We start from the raw sequence: 18,104 nt of genomic DNA on the forward strand, positions 1-18,104 counted from the left end.
GCCACGCTCGGGGCCCCCCCCCCCCCCCGCCCCCGCGGGCCGCCCCCCGCGCCAGCGCCCCGAGCCCCCCCCCGCTCGGCCTCGCCCGAGGCGCTGGCCGCGATCAACGCCCAGTACCACCTGGACGACCCCTTCGCCGTCCGGTACCTGAGCTGGCTCGGGGACATGGTCCAGGGCGACTTCGGGCGCTCCCTCACCTACCGCACCGACGTCTCGCGCCTGCTGGCCGACCGGCTGCCGACCACCCTGCTCCTGATCGGCATGGCGCTCGTCGTGGTCGTGGTCGTGGGCCTGTTCCTCGGCCGGCTCTCCGCCGTCCGCGGCGGTGCCACCGACACCGCCGTCCTGGTCGGCACGACCTTCGCCGTCGGCACCCCGTCGTTCGTCGCCGCCGTGCTGCTCCAGGGCGTGTTCGCCGTGAAGCTGGGCTGGTTCCCCAGCAGCGGCGCCGGCGACGGCCTCCTCGACCGGGTCCGGCACCTGACCCTGCCCGCGATCGCCCTCGCGCTCTACCTGATCGGCATGCTCGCCCGCGTCACCCGCTCCGCCATGCGCGAAGCCCTCGACAGCGAGCACGTCACGGTCGCCCGCAGCCGGGGCGTCCCCGAGCGCCAGGTGATCCGCCGCCACGTCTTCCGCAACGCGCTGGGCACCGTCCTCACCACCGGCGGACTCGTCGTCTCCACCCTGCTCGTCTGCACGATCCTCGTGGAGACCGCCTTCAGCATCGGCGGCGTCGGCCAGCTCCTGGAACTGTCCACCTCGACCAAGGACTTCCCGACCGTCCAGGCCATCTCCCTGATCATCGTCGCTCTCTTCATGTCCGTGAACCTGATCGTCGACCTGCTGCTGCCGCTGGTCGACCCGCGGATCACGCTCGGGACGAGGAGCTCCTCCGCATGACCGCCGTCCTCACGCGCCGGCCCGGCCTCGCCCGGCTCCGCACCACCCGGTCCCCGCTCCACCTGCTCTGCCTCGGGTTCGTCGGCCTCGTCACCGCCGCCGCCCTGCTCGCGCCCTGGATCGTCCCGCACGACCCGCACGCGGTCGACCTCGGCAACGCGCTCGCGGGCCCCTCCGCCGCGCACCCGCTCGGTGTCGACGCCGCCGGCCGCGACACCCTCTCCCGGCTGCTGCTCGGCGCCCGCACCTCCCTCCTCGGGCCGCTCGGCGTCGTGCTCTTCTCCACCCTCGCCGGCCTCGCGATCGGCATGGCGGCCGCCTGGCGGGGCGGCTGGCTCGACTCCGTCCTCTCCCGCTCCACCGAACTCGTCTTCGCGTTCCCCGGCATGCTGCTCGCGATCCTGATCATCTCGATCCACGGCGAGGGGCTGCTCGCCCCCGTCGTCGCGCTGTCGCTCGCCTACCTGCCGTACGTCAGCCGGCTCACCCGCTCGCTCGTCCTCGCCGAACGCGCCCGCCCCTACGTCAGCGCCTACCAGGTCCAGGGCCACTCGGCGCTCCAGATCTGTCTGCGCCACATCCTGCCCAACATCGCCCCCGTCGTCCTCGCCCAGTCCACCATCAACTTCGGCTACGCGCTCATGGACCTGGCCGGCCTGTCCTTCCTCGGCCTCGGCGTCCCCGCCCTCACCCCGGACTGGGGCCGCATGGTCTTCGACGGACAGACCGCGATCCAGCACGGCTACCCGCTCTCCGCGGTGCTGCCCTGCGTGTTCATCGTGCTGACCGTCGTCGCCTTCAACGTCGTCGGCGAACGCTGGGCCGACCGCGTCGCCAGGAGAGACCGATGACCCCCACGAGACCCCCGCACGCCCTCGACGTCCAAGGACTGCGGGTGACGCTGCCCGGCACCGCCCGCCCCGTCCTCGACGGCGTCGACCTGCACGTCGCCCCCGGCGAGACCGTCGCCCTCGTCGGCGAGTCCGGCTCCGGCAAGTCCCTCACCTCGCGCGGCGCGCTCGGCCTGCTGCCGCCCGGCGCCGCCGTCGAGGGCCGGATCCGGGTCCGCGGCCACGACGTGCTCGCCCTGAAGGCGGAGCAGCTGCGCGCCCTGCGCACCGACACCGTCGCCATGATCTTCCAGGACCCCCGGGCCGCCCTCAACCCGATGCGCCGCATCGGCGACTTCCTCACCGAGGGCGTCACCCTCACCCGGACCCTGGACCGGGCCGACGCCACCGCCCGCGCCGTCGAACTCCTCCGCGCCGTCGGCCTGGACGACTCCGCGCTGCGCAAGTACCCCGGCCAGGTCTCCGGCGGCATGCTGCAACGCGTCATGATCGCCGCCGCGCTCATGGGCGACCCCGAGCTGCTCCTCGCCGACGAGCCCACCACGGCGCTCGACGTCACCACCCAGGCCGAGGTCATCGCCCTCCTCGCCGAACTGCGCGCCCGCTTCCGCACCGGACTGCTCCTCGTCACCCACGACCTCGACCTGGCCGCGGCCGTCAGCGACCGGGTGTACGTCATGTACGCCGGCCGGATCGCGGAGAGCGGCCCCGCCGAGGCCCTCTTCGCCCGGCCCCGGCACCCGTACACCGCCGCCCTGCTGGCCTCCACGCCCCGCCTCGAAGCCCCCGGCGGCCGGCTCGCCGCCATCGACGGCCAGCCCCCCGACCTCCGGCACGCCCTGCCCGGATGTCCGTTCGCCGCCCGATGTCCCCTCGCCACGGAGCTCTGCGCGCAGCGGGCGCCCGAACCGAGGCCGGCGCCCGGCCTTCCGGACCACCGTGCCGCCTGCCACCACACCGACCGGCTCGAAGGGAGCCCCGTCGATGCCTGAACCCGTCCTGGAGGCCGCCGGCCTCCACCGCGCCTACGGGAGCGTCCAGGCCGTCGACGACGTCTCCTTCACCCTCCCCGAAGGCGGATCCCTCGGCATCGTGGGGGAGTCCGGCTCCGGGAAGACCACCACCGCCCGCATCGTCGTCGGCCTGGAGCGGGCCGACGCCGGAGAGGTACGGATCCGGGGCCGGGCCCGGACGGCGGGCCGCGGCCGGGCCCGGCGCCTGGCCCGCGCCCGCGAGGTGCAGATGGTCTTCCAGGACCCCTACCTCTCCCTCGACCCCCGCACCAGCGTGGAACAGGTGCTGCGCGAGACGCTGCGCCTGCACTTCCCCGGCACCGACCACGACCGGCGCGTCCGCGAACTCCTCGACCAGGTCGGGCTCGGCACCCGGGCCGCCGACGCCCGCCCCCGGCAGCTCTCCGGCGGCCAGCGCCAGCGGGTCGCCATCGCCCGCGCCCTCGCCGTCGAACCGGCCGTGCTCGTGCTCGACGAGGCGGTCGCCGCCCTCGACGTCTCCGTCCAGGCCCAGATCCTCAACCTGCTCGCCGACATCCGCGAACAGACCCGGATCGGCTATCTGTTCATCACCCACGACCTCGGTGTCGTCCGCTCCGTCACCGACGACGTCATCGTCATGCGCCGGGGCCGCGTCGTCGAGGCCGGCCGCACCGCCGAGGTGCTGGCCGCGCCCGAACACCCCTACACCCGGCTGTTGTTGGACTCCGTTCCCCGGCCCGGCTGGGACCCGGCCGCGATCGCGGCCGCCCGCCGCGCCCTCTGATCGGGCGGGCGTCGACGACGAAATCCGTACCGAAAATTCAGTCAATTCCTTGGGTTCGAAGGATTGACTGAAATTTGAGTCAGTTCCTACGGTGTCTGCATCCGGCGGCGCCCGCGCACCGCAGGGCCCGCCGGATTCGTGACAGCACCCGTGAACAGGAGCCCGCATGGGGCCAGTTGCCTCGCAGACGCATGAACCCGCCCCCCTCGCCGGGATCGAGCAGCACTCGATCGACTGGGTGCCCCTCTCGGAGCGGCACGGCAAGCCGTCGGACGTGGGAGCCATCTGGTTCGTCGGCAGTCTCAACCTCACCGGCCTGGCGACCGGCGTCGTGACCCTCTCGCTCGGGGCCTCGCTGGTCTGGACGGTCGTCGCCACCGTCCTCGGCTCCCTTTTCGGCACCTTCTTCATGGCCTTCCACTCGGCCCAGGGGCCGCAGCTGGGGCTTCCCCAACTCGTGCAGTCCCGGCCCCAGTTCGGCTACCTGGGTGCCGCGCTCACGGTCTGGGTGTTCGCCCTGGTGAACTACGTCGCCTTCAACACCTCCGACGCGCTGCTCTCCGGTCAGGCCATGAACCTGCTCACCGGGATGCCGAACACCGTCGGCTACCTCCTGGCCGCCGGGATCGCGACCGTGATCGCCCTCTTCGGGTACGAGTGGATCCACCGCATCAACGGCTGGCTCACCTGGCCGTTCGTCGTGATCACCGCGGCCGTCACGGCCGCCGCCCTGTTCGGCGGCGGCCTGCCGGACGGCGTCTGGGAGGCGGGTCCCTTCGAACTCGCCCCGTTCATGCTCGTGTTCGTCTTCGTCGCCGGATTCCAGCTGGGCTGGGCGCCGTACGTCTCCGACTACTCGCGCTACCTCAGACCCGACGTCCCGGTCCGCAGCACGTTCTGGTGGACCTACCTGCCGAGCGCGGTCTCCGGCATCTGGGTCTTCGTCCTCGGCGCCGTCGTCTCGGCCGGCGCCCCCGAGGGCACCGACCCGGTGTCCGCCCTCAAGCTGGCGGCGGACCGCCTCTTCGACGGCTTCGGCACCGTCGCGGTCGTCGTCCTGCTGGTCGGACTGCTCTCCATCATGGCGATCAACCAGTACGGCGGCAGCCTGACCATGATCTCGATCATGGACTCGTTCCGCCCGGTGAAGCCGACGCGGACGCTCCGGATCGCCACCATCGGCATCATGCTGGCCGCCGTCGGCACCGTCTCCACCCTCGTCGGCATCGACCAGTTCAACTGGTTCTTCGCCAACGTCGTGGTGGTCCTGACCTACCTCTTCATCCCGTGGACGGCCATCAACCTGGTCGACTTCTTCTTCGTCCGGCGCGGCCAGTACGTCGTCAAGGAGATCTTCAACCCCCGCGGGATATACGGCCGGTGGGGCTGGCGCGGCAACCTCGCCTACGCGATCGGCCTCGTCTGCATGGCCCCCTTCATGGTCATCACCGGCCTCTTCGTCGGCCCCGTGGCGCGGATGCTCGGCGGGGTGGACTGCTCCCTCCTCGTCGGCCTCCCCGTGGCCGGCGGCTTCTACTGGGCCTTCGCCCGGAGCCTCGACCTGGCCGCCGAACGCCGGTTGGTCCGGGAGGAGGGGCTCCTGGACCGACTCCACTGACCGCGCCGCCGCGCAGGGACCCGCACCCGTACCCGTACCTGCACCCGTACCCCCGCCATTCCCGCGTACCGAACCCCGCAGAGAAGGAGCACCACGTGAAGAACGCACACGACGGCGACCGACCGGGCCTCAGCCGCAGATCCCTCCTCGCCCGCACCGGAGCGGTCGCGGCCGCCCTCGCGGCGGGACCGGTCCTCGGCGCCCAGCCCGCGAGGGCCGCGTCCTGGCGCGTGCCGGGAGAGGACGAGACGCACCGCAGGACCTGGATGGCCTGGCCGTCCAGCTACACGATCTGGGGCAGCACCCTCGCCAAGATCCAGGCCGACATCGCCAAGCTCGCCCGGGAGATCGCCAAGTTCGAGCCCGTCATCATGTGCGCGGACGGCTCCACCGCCGCCTCCCAGGCCAGGAGCGCCTGCGGCTCCACGGTCACGGTGATCGGCTCCATCCCGGTCTCCGACTGCTGGATGCGCGACACCGGTCCGCTGTTCCGCGTCGACGACGCCGGCGGCCTCGACTCCTTCGGCCTGAACTTCAACGCCTGGGGCGAGAACGCCACCCGCTTCTACGGCATCCCCGCCTCCGCCTACGACAAGGACCGCGTCGTCGCCCAGCGGGTGGCCGCCTACACGGGCGTCCCGTTCGCCGAGTCGTCCGTCGTCGGCGAGGGCGGCGGAGTGGAGTACGACGGCGACGGCACCCTGATGGCCACCGAGAGCTGCTGGGTGAACTCCAACCGCAACCCCGGCAGGACCCGCGCCCAGATCGAGGCGGAGCTGCTCGCCCGCTTCGGCGCCTCCAAGATGATCTGGTTGCCGGGCGTCACGGGACAGGACGTCACCGACGGGCACATCGACGGCACCGCCCGCTACATCAGGCCCGGCGTCGTCATGGTGCAGCTCGCCGGAGCCGTCCGCCCGGACGTCTGGACCGAGAACGCCCGGGCCATGCGCGATGTCCTGGTCAACGCCACCGACGCCCGGGGCCGCCGCCTCCAGGTCCTCACCATCGAGGGCCCCGACACCCTGCCCCGCGTCCCCTCCGGCCGGCAGGCGGAGTTCCTCAGCTCCTACATGAACTGGACGGTGACCAACGGCGCGATCATCACCACCCAGTTCGGCGACACCGCCAAGGACGCGGCGGCGAGATCGGCCATCTCCGCCGCCTACGGCCGCCCCGTCGTCCAGCTCAACCTCGACAACCTCTACGGCAACGGCGGCGGAGGCGCCCACTGCGTCACCATGCAGGAACCCAGCCGCTGAGCCGGGTCGGACGCCGTCACAACGGCCGCCCGGTCGCGCGCGTGCGCGTGCCCGGGCGGCCGCCCACCCGGCGGGACCTCAGGGCGCACCCAGGGTCCTGGCGAAGAGCCGGGACAGGACGGGCACGTGATAGTGGGCCGGGCCGGCGGTCATGAGCAGTCCGGCGTCGATCAGGCCCTCCAGCAGGTCCTCCGCCCGGGGGAGGGGCCGGCCGAGGAGGGCCGCGGACTCGGCGAGGGACAGGAACGGGTTCGCGGACGCACTCAGCAGCCGGAAGGCACGCGCCTGCTCCGCCTCCAGGCCGGTGTAGCCGCGTGCGATGACGGGAGCCACCGCCAGATCACCCGCCCGAAGCTCCGTCCGCACGCGGCCACCACGAACCGGGCGGCGTCCCGTTCGGGCGCCACCCGTGTCTCGCCGACGATCCGCGTGAAGAGACCGAGCGCTTCCTCCGGGGACATCACGTCGAGTTCCATCAGGCGCGCGCCGGCGAGGTCGATCATCCTCCGGTGCGAGGTGACCAGCACGCCGCAGCCCTCGGACGCGGGCAGCAGCCGTCTGACCTCCGCCGCGGTCCGGGCGTGGTCCAGCAGCACCAGGACGCGTCGGCCGTCCAGCACGGAGCGGTACAGCGCGGAGCGCCCGTCGAGGCCGGGGGGTATGTCGGGCCCGGCCACCCCCAGCGTGCGCAGCGCCGTGTCGAGTGCGGCGGCCGGCGGCTGTTGCCGCGGGTCGACGTAGAGCCGGCCGTCGGGGAAGGCGTGGCGGACCGCCTGTCCGACCTGCAGCGCCAGGGACGAGGTGCCGACGCCCGCGATGCCGGAGACGGGTCACGCGGGCGGCCGCGGAGCCGTCCCGCGTGAGGGGCCCGGTCGTGGTGGGATCAGGCCGTCGGGCGGGACCAGTGGTGCCAGGGCTGGGCCTCGATCCAGCGGGCGACCGGGGTGAGGCGGAGGCCGAAGGCGGTCTCCACGTCGGCCGGGGGCGGGGCGAGCAGGTCGGGCGTCCGGTCCGAGGCGGCGTAGTGGTAGACGCCGGCCACGCCGGCGGCGGCGTCGGGGCCGATCGCCCGGCCCAGGGCCTCCTCGAAGGCCGCGACCTCCAGGGGCCGGTAGGCGACCTCGTGGCCGAGCGCGCGCCCGAAGGCGGCGGCCAGTTCGGGGCCGGTGAGCACGTCGGCGCCGCCGACGTTCTGGATCCGTCCCGCGGGCACGTCCTCGTCGAGGGCGCGGGCGGCGACGCGGGCGAGGTCGGCGTGGGACATCCAGGCGACCTTCCGGTCGGCGGGGAGGGGATAGGCGAGGACGCCGTCGTCGACGAGGGCCGGGCCGTGCCAGGGGCTGAAGAGGTTCTCCAGATAGACCGGGGGCCGTACGACCACGACGGGGACCCCGCCGTCGAGCAGGATCCGCTCGGCGCGGCGGCGGGTCTCGAAGCCGGCGTACGCGGTGGTCTCGGCCGGGAGCGGGGTGTTGGCGTTGTAGACCAGGCGGCGGACGCCGGCCTCGTGGGCGGCCTCCGCGAGGGTCCGGGCGTAGCCGGCCACGGTCTCGGGGTCGTACTCCAGCGGCATCGTGACGATGGCGTGGGTGACGCCCTCGAAGGCGGCGCGCAGCGCCTCGGGGTTGCTGAGGTCGCCGAGGACGGGCGTGACGCCGGCCGGGAGGGCCGCGGCCTTCGCCCCGTCCCGGACGAGCCCGCGCACGTCGTGCCCGTCGGCGGCGAGCCGCCGCGCCACGGCGCCGCCCTGGAAGCCGTTGGCCCCGGTCACGAGGACGTGCTTGCGATGCTCCGGCGTCATGGCGTGCCTTTCCTGAAGGGGTGCGGTGAGGGACGGCGCGCCGTGCGGAGGGACGCGCGCCGGAAGGTCCGGCCCCCAGCGTTCCCGGCGCGCTGGATACGATCAATGAATCAGGAGCCGAATCGCTTCAAGGATCGTCCGTGCCGGATGACGTGCTGACCGCCCTGCTGCGGCCGCTGCGGCTGATCGACGTCTTCCACAGCGTGTGGGAGGCGGGCGGGGCCTGGGGGGTGCGGGGGCACCAGGACAGCTGCGCGATCCTGCACCACATGGTCCGGGGCGGCTGCGTGATGTCCTTCGAGGACGGTTCGGAGCCGGTCGAGCTGGACGAGGGGGATCTCGCGCTCTTCCCGCACGGCACCGCCCATACCTTCTCCGCCGGGCACGGAGCGCCCACCACCCCGCTGTCGGCGCTGGTGCCGAGCGTGCGCCCAGGAGCGTCCGGGCAGGTCAGGGTGGGGACGGCACCGTACGACACCCGGATGCTCTGCGCGAGCCTGCGCCACGGCCCGGTGACCGAGCCGGGGCTCTACGGCGGGCTGCCCCGGATCATCGTGCTGCGCCGGCCCATGCTGGAGGACGAGCCGCTGCTGATGTCCACGCTGGCCGCGCTCCCCGCGGAGATCGCCCGGACCGCGCCGGGCGCCCGGCTGGTGGCGCTGCGAGCCTTCGAGACGGTCTTCGTGTTGTCCCTGCGGATCGCGCTGGCCCGGCAGCCGACGGAGGACTCGCCGACGCTGCGGGCCCTGCGCCACCCGGGCATCGGCAAGGCGCTGGCGGCGATCCACGGCGCGTACGCCGAGCCGTGGACGGTGGAGACGCTGGCCGGGGAGGCGGGCATGTCGCGCTCGGTCTTCGCGCAGCGGTTCCGGGAGCTGGTGGGCGAGCCGCCGATGCGGCACCTCACGGCGCGCCGGCTCCAGGAGGCGAAGCGGCTGCTCTCGGACACCCGGGTGGCACAGCAGGACATCGCGCGGCGCGTGGGCTACCGCAGCCCGGTCGGTTTCCACCTGGCGTTCCGCAAGGAGTACGCCATGACGCCGGGCGCCTTCCGCGCCCGGCGGGAGGAGGCGCCGGACCGCGGCCCGTCGGGGTAGCGGGGGAGCGGGGCCGCGGCCGGCTCACGGCGCCGGCCTCCGTCCCTGGTCGGGCCGGGCGGAGGCGCTCGCTCGGCGGCCTGTACGCGGCGTACGCGCGTTCGGCTAACCTGGCTGTACCGGGCGGGCCTGGCCCGGTGCGCCAGGCCCGGGTTCCGGAGCCGCCCCGGTGGAGGCGGGGGACGGAACAGGCGGAGGCGGAGCGAAGGTGAAGGACGGAGACCGGGCGGGCGCCCGCCGTGGGCCCGCCGTGACGGGACGCGCGGCACGGGCGACGGGGCCCACGGGCCTCTGCGCGGCGAACCGGACGGGGCGCCGTGGATAAGATCGCGCTCACGGCCGCCGGGCTGTACGTCATCGTGCTCCTCCGGGCCGGAGGGACCTTCGCCGTCGGCTGGCTGGCCGGCGCCGGTGCCCGGCGCAGCAGGTTCGCCGGGCGGATCTCCTCCGCCCGCTTCCAGCGCGCCGAACGGGCGATCCAGCGCTGGGGCGCGCCGGTCGTCGCCGTCTCCTTCCTGACGGTCGGCTTCCAGACCGCCGCCAACTTCCTCGCCGGCAGCATGCGCATGCCGCTGCCGCGCTACCTTCCCGCGCTGTTCGTGGGGGGAGCCGCCTGGGCGCTGGTCTACGCGACGGCCGGGCTCGGCGTCCTCGCCGTGCTGTCGCGGCTCTTCGCCGAGCGGACGGCGCTCGGGGTGGCCGCGGTGGCGGTCCTCCTCCTCGGGGTGTGCGGCGCGGTGCTGTACGGCCGGCGGAGGGCGGCGCGGTCCCGCCGCGCCGCCGAGCCCTCCGAGTGATTCCGGTTCCCGCGTAGTCCGGTCGTCCCTTCTTCAGCGGTGGCTCAAAACGCCTGCCACGCAAGGGGGTTACGGGTGCGCGGTGGGGCGCGTGGTGGTGCGGGAGGTCTCGACATGGTCACAAGCGGGGGAGGGTGGCACGAGAACCGTTAGGCGTGCCTTACCTAAGTTGTATGGTGGCGCGGTCGGTTCCGGCGACGGGAGGAAAGGGGGTGTCCCCATGAGCGATGTCCGCCTCGTGGCGAGTGATCTGGACGTCGGGCACGGCGGGCGCACCGTACTGAAGCGGGTGGGCCTGTCCTTACGGAGCGGTGGGATCACCGTCCTCGTCGGGCCCAACGGGTGCGGAAAGTCGACCCTGTTGCGCACCGTGGCCGGCCTGTTGCCGCCGCTCGCGGGCGAGGTGCGGATCGACGGCGAGCCACTGGGCTCCCTCGGCCGCCGCGCCCTCTCCCAGCGCCTCGCCTTCCTTCCCCAGTCCTCCCAGTCGCCCGCAGGGGTGACGGTCCGTGAGCTCGTCCGCCACGGCCGGTACGCCCACCGCGGCGCCCTCGCCCGGCACACCGCCGAGGACACCGAGGCCATCGACTGGGCCCTCGACGTCACCGACGCGCGCCCCCTGGCCGACCGGCGGCTCGACGAACTCTCCGGCGGCGAACGCCAACGCGCCTGGCTGGCCATGGTGTTGGCGCAGCGCGCCGACATCCTCCTGCTCGACGAGCCCACCACGTACCTCGACATGCGGCACCAGTTCGACGTGCTCGACGTGGTGCGCCGACTGGCCCGCGAGTACGGCATCGCCTGCGGTGTGGTCCTGCACGACCTGATGCAGGCGGCGGCCTACGCCGACGAGGTCGTCGTGGTCGCCGACGGCGGCGTCGCGGCGGCCGGCGCCCCCGGCGACGTCCTCACCCCCGAGGTCATCGAACGCGCCTTCGGGCTGCGCGTCCATGTCGTCCGCGACCCCGCGACCGGACACCTCGCCTGCTTCCCCCGGCGGTCCGAGGCCCCGGCCGCCCCCTGAGTCCAGGCGCACCTTCCCCGCGCGGCGGCTCCGCCGACCGCGGCTTTCCGCACGGCCCGCGCACCCGGGCACGTCCCGCACACACGGAAGAGAGACACCATGCAGAGAATGCTGCGCGCCCTCGTCACGGGCGGCGCCGCCCTCGCCCTCGCGCTGACCGCGGCCGGCTGCGGATCCGGCACGGTCGGCGAGTCCAACGACGGCTCGTCGGGCGGGAAGGCGGCCGGGGACACCACCACCGGGGCCATCACCATCGACACCGCCCAGGGCGAGGTCTCGCTGGACAAGCCCGCCGCGAAGGTCGTCACCCTGGAGTGGACGTACGCCGAGGAGCTCGTCGCCCTCGGCGTGGCCCCGGTCGGCAACGCGGACAACAAGGGCTACGCCACCTGGATCACCGCCGAGGGCGCCGACCTGCCGGCCCAGGTGACCGACGTCGGCAACCGCAACGAGCCGAGCCTGGAGAAGATCAAGGCGCTCCAGCCCGATCTGATCGTCATCGACGACGACCGCTCCAAGGCCAACCTCAAGCAGCTCCAGGCCATCGCGCCCGTCCTGTCGTTCACGTACACCACCAAGCCCCAACTGGCCACGATGAAGAAGAACTTCGCCGAACTGGCCAAGGCCGTCGGCAAGGAGTCCGAGGCCGCCGAGGTGACCGCCCGGATCGACACCAAGGCCGCCGACCTCAAGGGCCGGCTCGACAAGGCGGGCAAGAGCGGCCTGAAGTACGCCCTCGCGCAGGGCTTCACCGCCAACGGCGCCGCCTCGATCCGGATGCTCGGCGACGACGCCATCTCCGCCCAGGTGCTGAACCTGGCCGGGCTGAAGAACGGCTGGAAGGGCCAGGCCGACGCCTGGGGCCTCACCACCGTCGGCGTCGAGGGCCTCACGCAGGTGGACAAGGACGCCACCTTCCTCTACGTCGCCGCCGCCAACGACAACCCGTTCGCCGGCGACCTCGCCGGCAACGCGGTCTGGAAGGGCCTGGACTTCGTCAAGAGCGACAAGGCGCTCCCGCTCGACCCCGGCACCTGGCTCTTCGGCGGACCGCTCTCCGCCCAGCACGTGCTCGACGAGACCGGCAAGGCCCTGAAGGTCTGATGGTCGCGGAAGGACTGAAGGCCGCCGCTCCGGCCTGTCCCTCGCCCTGGCCGTGGTCGCGGTCGTCCACCTCGGCCTCGGGGCGTCCGGGGTCGGCCTCGGCGACATCCTGGACCTGCTCCTCGGCCACGGCGAGGCCCGCACCGAGGACGTCCTCCTCGGCAGCCGCCTGCCGCGCACCCTGACCGGCCTCGTCGTCGGCGTCGCCCTCGGCGTCTCCGGCGCGCTCGTCCAGGGCGCCACCCGCAACCCGCTGGCCGCCCCCGACACGCTCGGCGTCAACGCCGGCGCGTACTTCGCCGTCGTCCTCGTGGCCTACACCGGCGTCGGCCTGGGCCCGGTCCCCGCCGGCGGCGCGGCCTTCCTCGGCGGACTCCTCGCGGTCGGCCTGGTCTACCTGCTCACCAGCGGCGGCGTCCTGACGCCGGGCCGGGTGCTGCTGGCCGGCGCGACGGTCGCCCTGGCCGCCACCTCCGCCGCCGAGTTCCTCCAGATGCTCGACGTGCAGGCCACCCGCGGGCTGTTCTTCTGGGGCAACGGCACGCTGCTGCAGTCCGGTCTGGAACGGCCGCTCACCCTCGGCGCCGTCGTCGCCGTCGGCGCGCTGGCCGCACCCTTCCTGGCCCGGCCGCTGGACCTCCTGGCGCTCGGCGACGAGACCGCCCAGGCGATGGGCGTACGCGTCGAACGGATCCGGCCCGCCGCCTTCCTGCTCGCGGTGCTGCTGTCCGCCGCCGCCGTGTCCCTCGCCGGCCCGATCGGCTTCGTCGGCCTGATCGGCCCGGTCGTCGCCCGGCAACTCGGCATGCGCGCCCACGCGCTGCTCATCCCGACGGCGGCGCTGCTCTCCGCCGCGCTGGTGCTCGGTGCCGACGCGGCCGCCCAGGTCATCGTGACCCCGTCCGCCACCCAGCCCGCCGAGATCCCGGTCGGCGTGGTCACCGCGCTCATCGGCGGCCCGGTCTTCATGCTGCTCGCCCGGCGGGTGAGCACCGGCGACGCCGACACCGGCGCGGCCGTCGCGGTCTCCGACCGGCGCCGCGCGCCCGGCTACGCCGTCGCGCTGGGCGGCGGACTCCTCGCCCTGGCCGTCGCGATGGCGGTGTCGCTGCGCGTCGGCGACGTCCACGTCGGCTGGGGCCAGCTCGGCGCCTGGCTGACCGGCTCCGCCGAGCCGATCACCGAGGCGGTGGTCTCCTTCCGGCTGCCGCGCGTCCTGGTGGCCGCCGTCGCCGGAGCCTGCCTCGCCGTCGCCGGGGCGGCCGTCCAGGCGGTGGTCCGCAACCCGCTGGCCGAACCCGGTCTCGTGGGGGTGACCGGCGGGGCCTCGCTGGGCGCCGTCACCGTCATCCTGCTCGTCCCGTCGGCGCCGCTCGCCGCCCTCCCCGCGGCGGCCGGCATCGGCGGCGTCCTGATGCTGGTGCTCGTGGTCCTCGTCGCCCGGGGCACCCGCGGCGGCGGCCGCAGCGGCATCGACCCGACCCGGGTCGTGCTCGTCGGCATCGGCGCGGCCGCCACCTCGATGGCGCTGGTCAACATCATGGTGGTGGGCGCCCAGATGAACATCGGGGCCGCGCTCGGCTGGCTCGCCGGCAGCACGTACGGCCGGGGCTTCGACGCCCTCGGCTGGCTCGTCCTGCCCGCCCTGGCCGCGCTGCTCCTGGTGATCGCCGCCCGGCCGGTCGACCTGCTCGCGCTCGGCGAGGAGCTGCCGCGCGCCCTCGGGCTCGACCTCGGGCGCGCCCGGCTCCTCGTCCTCGGCGCGGGCGCGGTGCTGGCCGCGGGCACGGCGGCGGCCGTCGGCGCGGTCGGCTTCGTCGGGCTCGTCGCCCCGCACCTGGCCCGCCGGGTGGTGGGCAACAGTACGGCGCGCACGGTGCCGATGGCGGCCGTCCTCGGCGCGGTCCTGGTCGTCTCCGCCGACGCCCTGGGCCGCCGGCTGCTGGCCCCGACGGAGATCCCGGTCGGCATCGTCACCGCCCTCCTCGGCGCCCCGTACCTGGTCTGGCTGCTCCGCCGGACCCGGGAGGTCTGACCCTCCCGGGTCGTGGGCCCCCCGGGGCCCCCGAGGGGCGGGGGGGCCCGGCGCGGGGGGGCCGCCCCCCGGCGGCGCCCGCCCGGGCGGGGTCCGGCGGAGGGGGGGGCGCGGCGCTCGCGGGGTTCGGGGGCCCGGGGCGCCCGGGGGCGCGGGGGCGGCCCGGGCGCGGGGGCGCCGCTCCCGGACGGCACCGGCCGGCCCGGGGACGGGCCTGAGGGTGCGCGAGGCGGCCACGCCGACCAGGCAGACCAGCGCGGCGGCCAGGCAGACGGCGGTGAAGGCGCCGGAGAACGCCGTCGTCGCGGGGGCCCGCAGGGCCGGCGCGAGGAGGTCGAACCGGCCGGTCTCGACGGCCTCGCGCACCGGCGCGGCGCCCGTGGGACCCGCCCCGAGGCCGCTGTCCAGACGGGCCGCGAACACGGCGCCGAAGACGGCCACACCCGTGGCGGTGCCCAGCGGATAGCAGGCGTTCGTCAGCCCGGAGGCCATCCCGGCCCGGTCCTCGGGCACGGTCCCGACGGCCACGCCCATCAGCGGCGGGAAGATCACGGCCCCTCCCGCGCCCAGCAGCGCGAGCCCGGTGACCAGCACGGCCCGGCCGGCCCCGGCGCCCGCCAGCGCCAGCGCGAGCAGCCCGAGGCCCTGCGCGGCGAAGCCCGCGGCCACCAGCGCGTGCGCGGGGAAGCGCTTCTGGAGCCCGTTCACGAACAGGCCGGTGACCAGCAGCGCGCCCGTCAGGGGCAGCAGGAGCAGGCCGGTGCGGAGCGGGGAGTACGCGTACGTGCTCTGCAGCCACAGGGTGAGGAAGGCGAGCATGCCCAGGCTGGACAGCCGGGCGAGGAAGCCGAGCACGGCGGCGCCCGAGAAGGCCCGGATCCGCAGCAGCGTGATGTCGATCAGCCCGCCGCCGCGGCGCTGGACGGCCACCAGGGCCACGGCGAGCAGCACGCCGACCGCCGCCGGGCCGAGCACCTCCGGCGCCGTCCAGCCCGCCTCGGGGCCGGTGACCAGCGGATAGTGCAGGGAGAGGAGCACGCCGACGGCGAGCAGCGCGCCCGGGACGTCGACGCGCCGGCGGCCGTCGGCGGGCGCCGCGGCCCCGGGCATCCGGCGCAGCGCCCCGGCCACCACCAGCAGGCCGATGGGGACGTTGACCAGGAAGATCCACCGCCAGCCGAGGCCGGTGACGAGGAGGCCGCCGACGATCGGCCCGAGCGCGCCCGCGGCCGAGGCCATGAGGGCGTACGAGGCGATCGCCGCCTGGCGCCGGGCGCCGTCGTAGGCGGCGGCGATCAGGGCCAGGGTCGGCGCGAACACCATGGCTCCGCCGAGGCCCTGGGCGGCCCGGGCGGCGATGAGGGCGCCGGCGTCCGGGGCGAGGCCGCAGGCGGCCGAGGCGAGCGTGAAGAGGGCCATTCCGGCCGTGAAGACGGCGCGGCGGCCGAGCCGGTCGGAGAGGGCGCCGGCGGTGAGCAGCAGCGCGCCGAAGGCCAGCGAGTACGCGGACACCGTCCACTGGACCCGGTCCAGGCCGGTCTCCAGGTCGCGCGCGATGTCGGAGAGGGCGACGTTCACGACGGTCACGTCCAGCGTCATCATGACGCCGCCGGCGCTGACGAGCGCGAACGTCCATCGGGGGTCGTGCCGTCGGGAGGACACCGGTGAACACCTCCGGGAGCGGTCGGGGCGAGCCGTTTCCGGGTGGCGGTGGATGCCGCCCCGGGCGCCAACTCGCCTTCTGTGGCCGAAAGTTGAGCTTGCCCATTAGGTAAGGCTTACCTAATGTAGCGGCCGTTTGGGCGTCCAGTCGCCCGAACGGACCGAATCCAGACAGACTCCGGAGCCGCCCGATGACCCACGCCGCCGACCACCCCGTGCCCGCGCTGCCCGACGTGGCCCCGGCCGCCTGGCGCGAGGCCAACAGGCGCCTGCTCGCCAAGGCGATCGGCGAATGGTGTTTCGAGGACATGCTGAAGGCGGAGGACGCCGGCGACGGGGAGTACCGCGTCGGCCTCGCCAGCGGGACGACCTACGCCTTCCGCGCCCGCCCCGGCGCCTTCGGCTGGCTGCGGGTCGACCCCGACTCGATCACCCGCACCGCCACCAGCATGCTCGGCAACTCCATCGCCCGGCCCGCCTGGGACGCCCTGCAGTTCCTGATGGAGGCCGCCACCACCATCGACAGCGACCCCTCCACGCTCGCCACCTACTTCACGGAGCTGTCCGCCACCCTCGCCGTCGACGCCGCCCGCCTCACCCACGGCGGCGAGACCGCCGCAGAGCTGCGGGCGCTCGACCACACCGAGCTGGAGTGCCGCATGACCGGGCACAACCTCCTCGTCGCCAACAAGGGCCGGATCGGCTTCTCGGCCGCCGACGTCCGCGCCTACGCCCCCGAGTCCGCCCGGTCCCTGAACCTCCTCTGGGTCGCCGTGCACCGCGGCCTCGCCGAATTCCGGGGCACCTCGGAACTGTCCGAAAAAAGCATTCTGGAAAGGGAGTTGGACGAGGAGACCCGGGTCCGCTTCACCGCGGTCCTGACCGCCGCCGGCCTCGACCCGCAGAGCTACGTCTGGATGCCCGTGCACCCCTGGCAGTGGGACCACGCCGTGCAGACCCTGCACGCCGCCGACGTGGCCCAGCGCCGGATCGTCCCGCTCGGCGAGAGCCCCGACGCCTACCTGCCCGGCCAGTCCATCCGTACGATGGCCAACGTCACCACGCCCGACCGGTACGACGTCAAACTCCCCCTGAAGATCCTCAACACCCTGGTCTGGCGCGGCATCCCGCCCCACTGCACCATGGGCGCCCCCGTCGTCACCCAGTGGCTGCGCGGACTCGTCGAGCGCGATCCCTTCCTCACCGACGAGTGCCGGACCGTCTTCCTCGGCGAGGTCGCCTCCGTGACGGTCCGCCACCCCTATCTGTCCACCCTCGACCAGGCCCCGTACCAGCACCTGGAGACCCTGGGCTGCATCTGGCGCGACTCCGTCTCGGCCCGCAGGGACCCCGGCGAGCGGGTCCGCACCTTCGCCTCGCTCCTGCACGTCGACGACGCCGGCACCGCCTTCGCCGCCGAACTCGTCCGCGCCTCGGGCCTCGACCCGGAGGAGTGGCTGCGGCGCCTCTTCGACACCCTCCTCGTGCCGGTCATGCACGTGCTCTACCGGTACGGCGTCACCTTCAACCCGCACGGCCAGAACACCCTCATCGGCTACGACGACCACGACGTCCCGGCCCGGCTCTACCTCAAGGACTTCGTCGACGACGTCTGCGTCTCCTTCACCGACGTCCCCGAACGCGGCCCCGAGCCCGACGGCCACGACCACGTGCTGCCCCGCAAACACCCGTCGATCATCAAGCAGCACGTCGTCGACCAGGTCTTCGTCGGCCACTTCCGCTATCTGGCACCCCTCTGCGCCGACCAGCTCGGCGTCCCCGAGAAGACCTTCTGGCGGCTGGTCCGGCAGACGATCCTCGACTTCCAGAAGCGCTTCCCCGAGCTGGCGGAACGCTTCGCCGAGTACGACCTGCTCACCCCGGAGATCCCCCGCTACGGCCTCAACCGCGACCGCATCGTCGTCACCCGCTACGGCGACCGCGCCCTGCGCCACGCGCTGTTCCCGAACGGCACCCACCCCAACCCGCTCGCCGAAGGCTGAGGAGGACCGGCCGTGACGTCCCTGACCCGCACCCCGCCCGCACGGACCGCCCCGCACCCGCCGCTCCTCGCCGGCTCCCGCACCGGCCTCGCCGACGTCCTCGCCCGCCCCGAAGCCGCCCGCGTCGCCGCCGCCCAAGCCCGCCGCCCCCGCCGCCCGCGCCCCCCC

Annotated in this window: 15 protein-coding genes and 1 pseudogene; 12 read left to right on the plus strand and 4 right to left on the minus strand. The window is 74.3% G+C overall.

Annotated elements, in window-relative coordinates; genetic code table 11:
• The 6 genes from ACFW1I_RS15385 to ACFW1I_RS15410 all read left to right on the plus strand — a co-directional run.
• Window positions 1–903 (plus strand): ABC transporter permease (locus ACFW1I_RS15385; RefSeq protein WP_384669972.1); only part of this gene is annotated, 903 nt, incomplete at its 5' end.
• Complete coding sequence (locus ACFW1I_RS15390; protein ID WP_384669974.1) at window positions 900–1,754, plus strand: ABC transporter permease; 855 nt, start codon at window positions 900–902, stop codon at window positions 1,752–1,754. The genes ACFW1I_RS15385 and ACFW1I_RS15390, both read left to right, overlap by 4 nt.
• A complete protein-coding gene (locus tag ACFW1I_RS15395; RefSeq protein WP_384669976.1) occupies window positions 1,751–2,746 on the plus strand; it encodes an ABC transporter ATP-binding protein in 996 nt (331 codons plus the stop codon). Before ACFW1I_RS15390 ends, ACFW1I_RS15395 begins: the two co-directional genes overlap by 4 nt.
• On the plus strand, window positions 2,739–3,533 hold the full coding sequence (locus ACFW1I_RS15400; protein ID WP_384669977.1) for an ABC transporter ATP-binding protein: 795 nt from the start codon (window positions 2,739–2,741) through the stop codon (window positions 3,531–3,533). Before ACFW1I_RS15395 ends, ACFW1I_RS15400 begins: the two co-directional genes overlap by 8 nt.
• A 166-nt stretch (window positions 3,534–3,699) precedes the next feature.
• Window positions 3,700–5,151: a purine-cytosine permease family protein gene (locus ACFW1I_RS15405; RefSeq protein WP_384669979.1), complete on the plus strand. Its 1,452-nt coding sequence runs from the start codon at window positions 3,700–3,702 to the stop codon at window positions 5,149–5,151.
• 95 nt (window positions 5,152–5,246) lie between these two features.
• The gene (locus tag ACFW1I_RS15410; protein ID WP_384669981.1) at window positions 5,247–6,413 is read left to right on the plus strand and encodes an agmatine/peptidylarginine deiminase; all 1,167 of its coding nucleotides are present in this window, start codon (window positions 5,247–5,249) and stop codon (window positions 6,411–6,413) included.
• Window positions 6,414–6,491: 78 nt separating this feature from the next.
• Here ACFW1I_RS15410 and ACFW1I_RS15415 read toward each other — a convergent pair whose 3' ends face one another.
• The 3 genes from ACFW1I_RS15415 to ACFW1I_RS15425 all read right to left on the minus strand — a co-directional run bounded on the left by ACFW1I_RS15415 (window position 6,492) and on the right by ACFW1I_RS15425 (window position 8,214).
• Complete coding sequence (locus ACFW1I_RS15415) at window positions 6,492–6,746, minus strand: hypothetical protein (RefSeq protein ID WP_384669983.1); 255 nt, start codon at window positions 6,744–6,746, stop codon at window positions 6,492–6,494.
• A complete protein-coding gene (locus tag ACFW1I_RS15420; RefSeq protein WP_384669997.1) occupies window positions 6,677–7,231 on the minus strand; it encodes an NB-ARC domain-containing protein in 555 nt (184 codons plus the stop codon). The genes ACFW1I_RS15415 and ACFW1I_RS15420 overlap by 70 nt, the downstream gene beginning before the upstream one ends.
• Window positions 7,232–7,296: 65 nt before the next feature.
• Window positions 7,297–8,214: an SDR family oxidoreductase gene (locus ACFW1I_RS15425; RefSeq protein WP_384669985.1), complete on the minus strand. Its 918-nt coding sequence runs from the start codon at window positions 8,212–8,214 to the stop codon at window positions 7,297–7,299.
• Window positions 8,215–8,354: 140 nt separating this feature from the next.
• Here ACFW1I_RS15425 and ACFW1I_RS15430 point away from each other — a divergent pair, with 140 nt between their 5' ends.
• From ACFW1I_RS15430 to ACFW1I_RS15450, 5 genes are all read left to right on the plus strand, one after another.
• The gene (locus ACFW1I_RS15430) at window positions 8,355–9,311 is read left to right on the plus strand and encodes an AraC family transcriptional regulator (RefSeq protein ID WP_384669987.1); all 957 of its coding nucleotides are present in this window, start codon (window positions 8,355–8,357) and stop codon (window positions 9,309–9,311) included.
• A gap of 317 nt (window positions 9,312–9,628) precedes the next feature.
• On the plus strand, window positions 9,629–10,108 hold the full coding sequence (locus ACFW1I_RS15435; RefSeq protein ID WP_384669988.1) for a DedA family protein: 480 nt from the start codon (window positions 9,629–9,631) through the stop codon (window positions 10,106–10,108).
• Between the two features lie 220 nt (window positions 10,109–10,328).
• Window positions 10,329–11,132 (plus strand): ABC transporter ATP-binding protein, encoded by an 804-nt coding sequence (locus ACFW1I_RS15440; RefSeq protein WP_384669990.1) that lies wholly within the window; start codon window positions 10,329–10,331, stop codon window positions 11,130–11,132.
• A gap of 99 nt (window positions 11,133–11,231) precedes the next feature.
• Window positions 11,232–12,236, plus strand: a complete 1,005-nt coding sequence (locus ACFW1I_RS15445; RefSeq protein WP_384669992.1) for an ABC transporter substrate-binding protein — start codon at window positions 11,232–11,234, stop codon at window positions 12,234–12,236.
• Between the two features lie 52 nt (window positions 12,237–12,288).
• The gene (locus ACFW1I_RS15450) at window positions 12,289–14,271 is read left to right on the plus strand and encodes an iron ABC transporter permease (protein WP_384669994.1); all 1,983 of its coding nucleotides are present in this window, start codon (window positions 12,289–12,291) and stop codon (window positions 14,269–14,271) included.
• 501 nt (window positions 14,272–14,772) lie between these two features.
• Here ACFW1I_RS15450 and ACFW1I_RS15455 read toward each other — a convergent pair.
• Window positions 14,773–15,873, minus strand: a pseudogene (locus tag ACFW1I_RS15455) (MFS transporter); the annotation flags it as partial.
• A gap of 251 nt (window positions 15,874–16,124) precedes the next feature.
• On the opposite strand from ACFW1I_RS15455, the gene ACFW1I_RS15460 reads away from it, so the two are divergent.
• Window positions 16,125–17,936 carry an IucA/IucC family protein gene (locus ACFW1I_RS15460; RefSeq protein ID WP_384669995.1) on the plus strand — a complete coding sequence of 604 codons (1,812 nt, stop codon included), beginning with the start codon at window positions 16,125–16,127 and terminating at the stop codon, window positions 17,934–17,936.
• The last annotated feature ends 168 nt before the right edge of the window (window positions 17,937–18,104 follow it).

Source organism: Streptomyces sp. NPDC058955, from assembly GCF_042741435.1.
Taxonomy (GTDB): domain Bacteria; phylum Actinomycetota; class Actinomycetes; order Streptomycetales; family Streptomycetaceae; genus Streptomyces.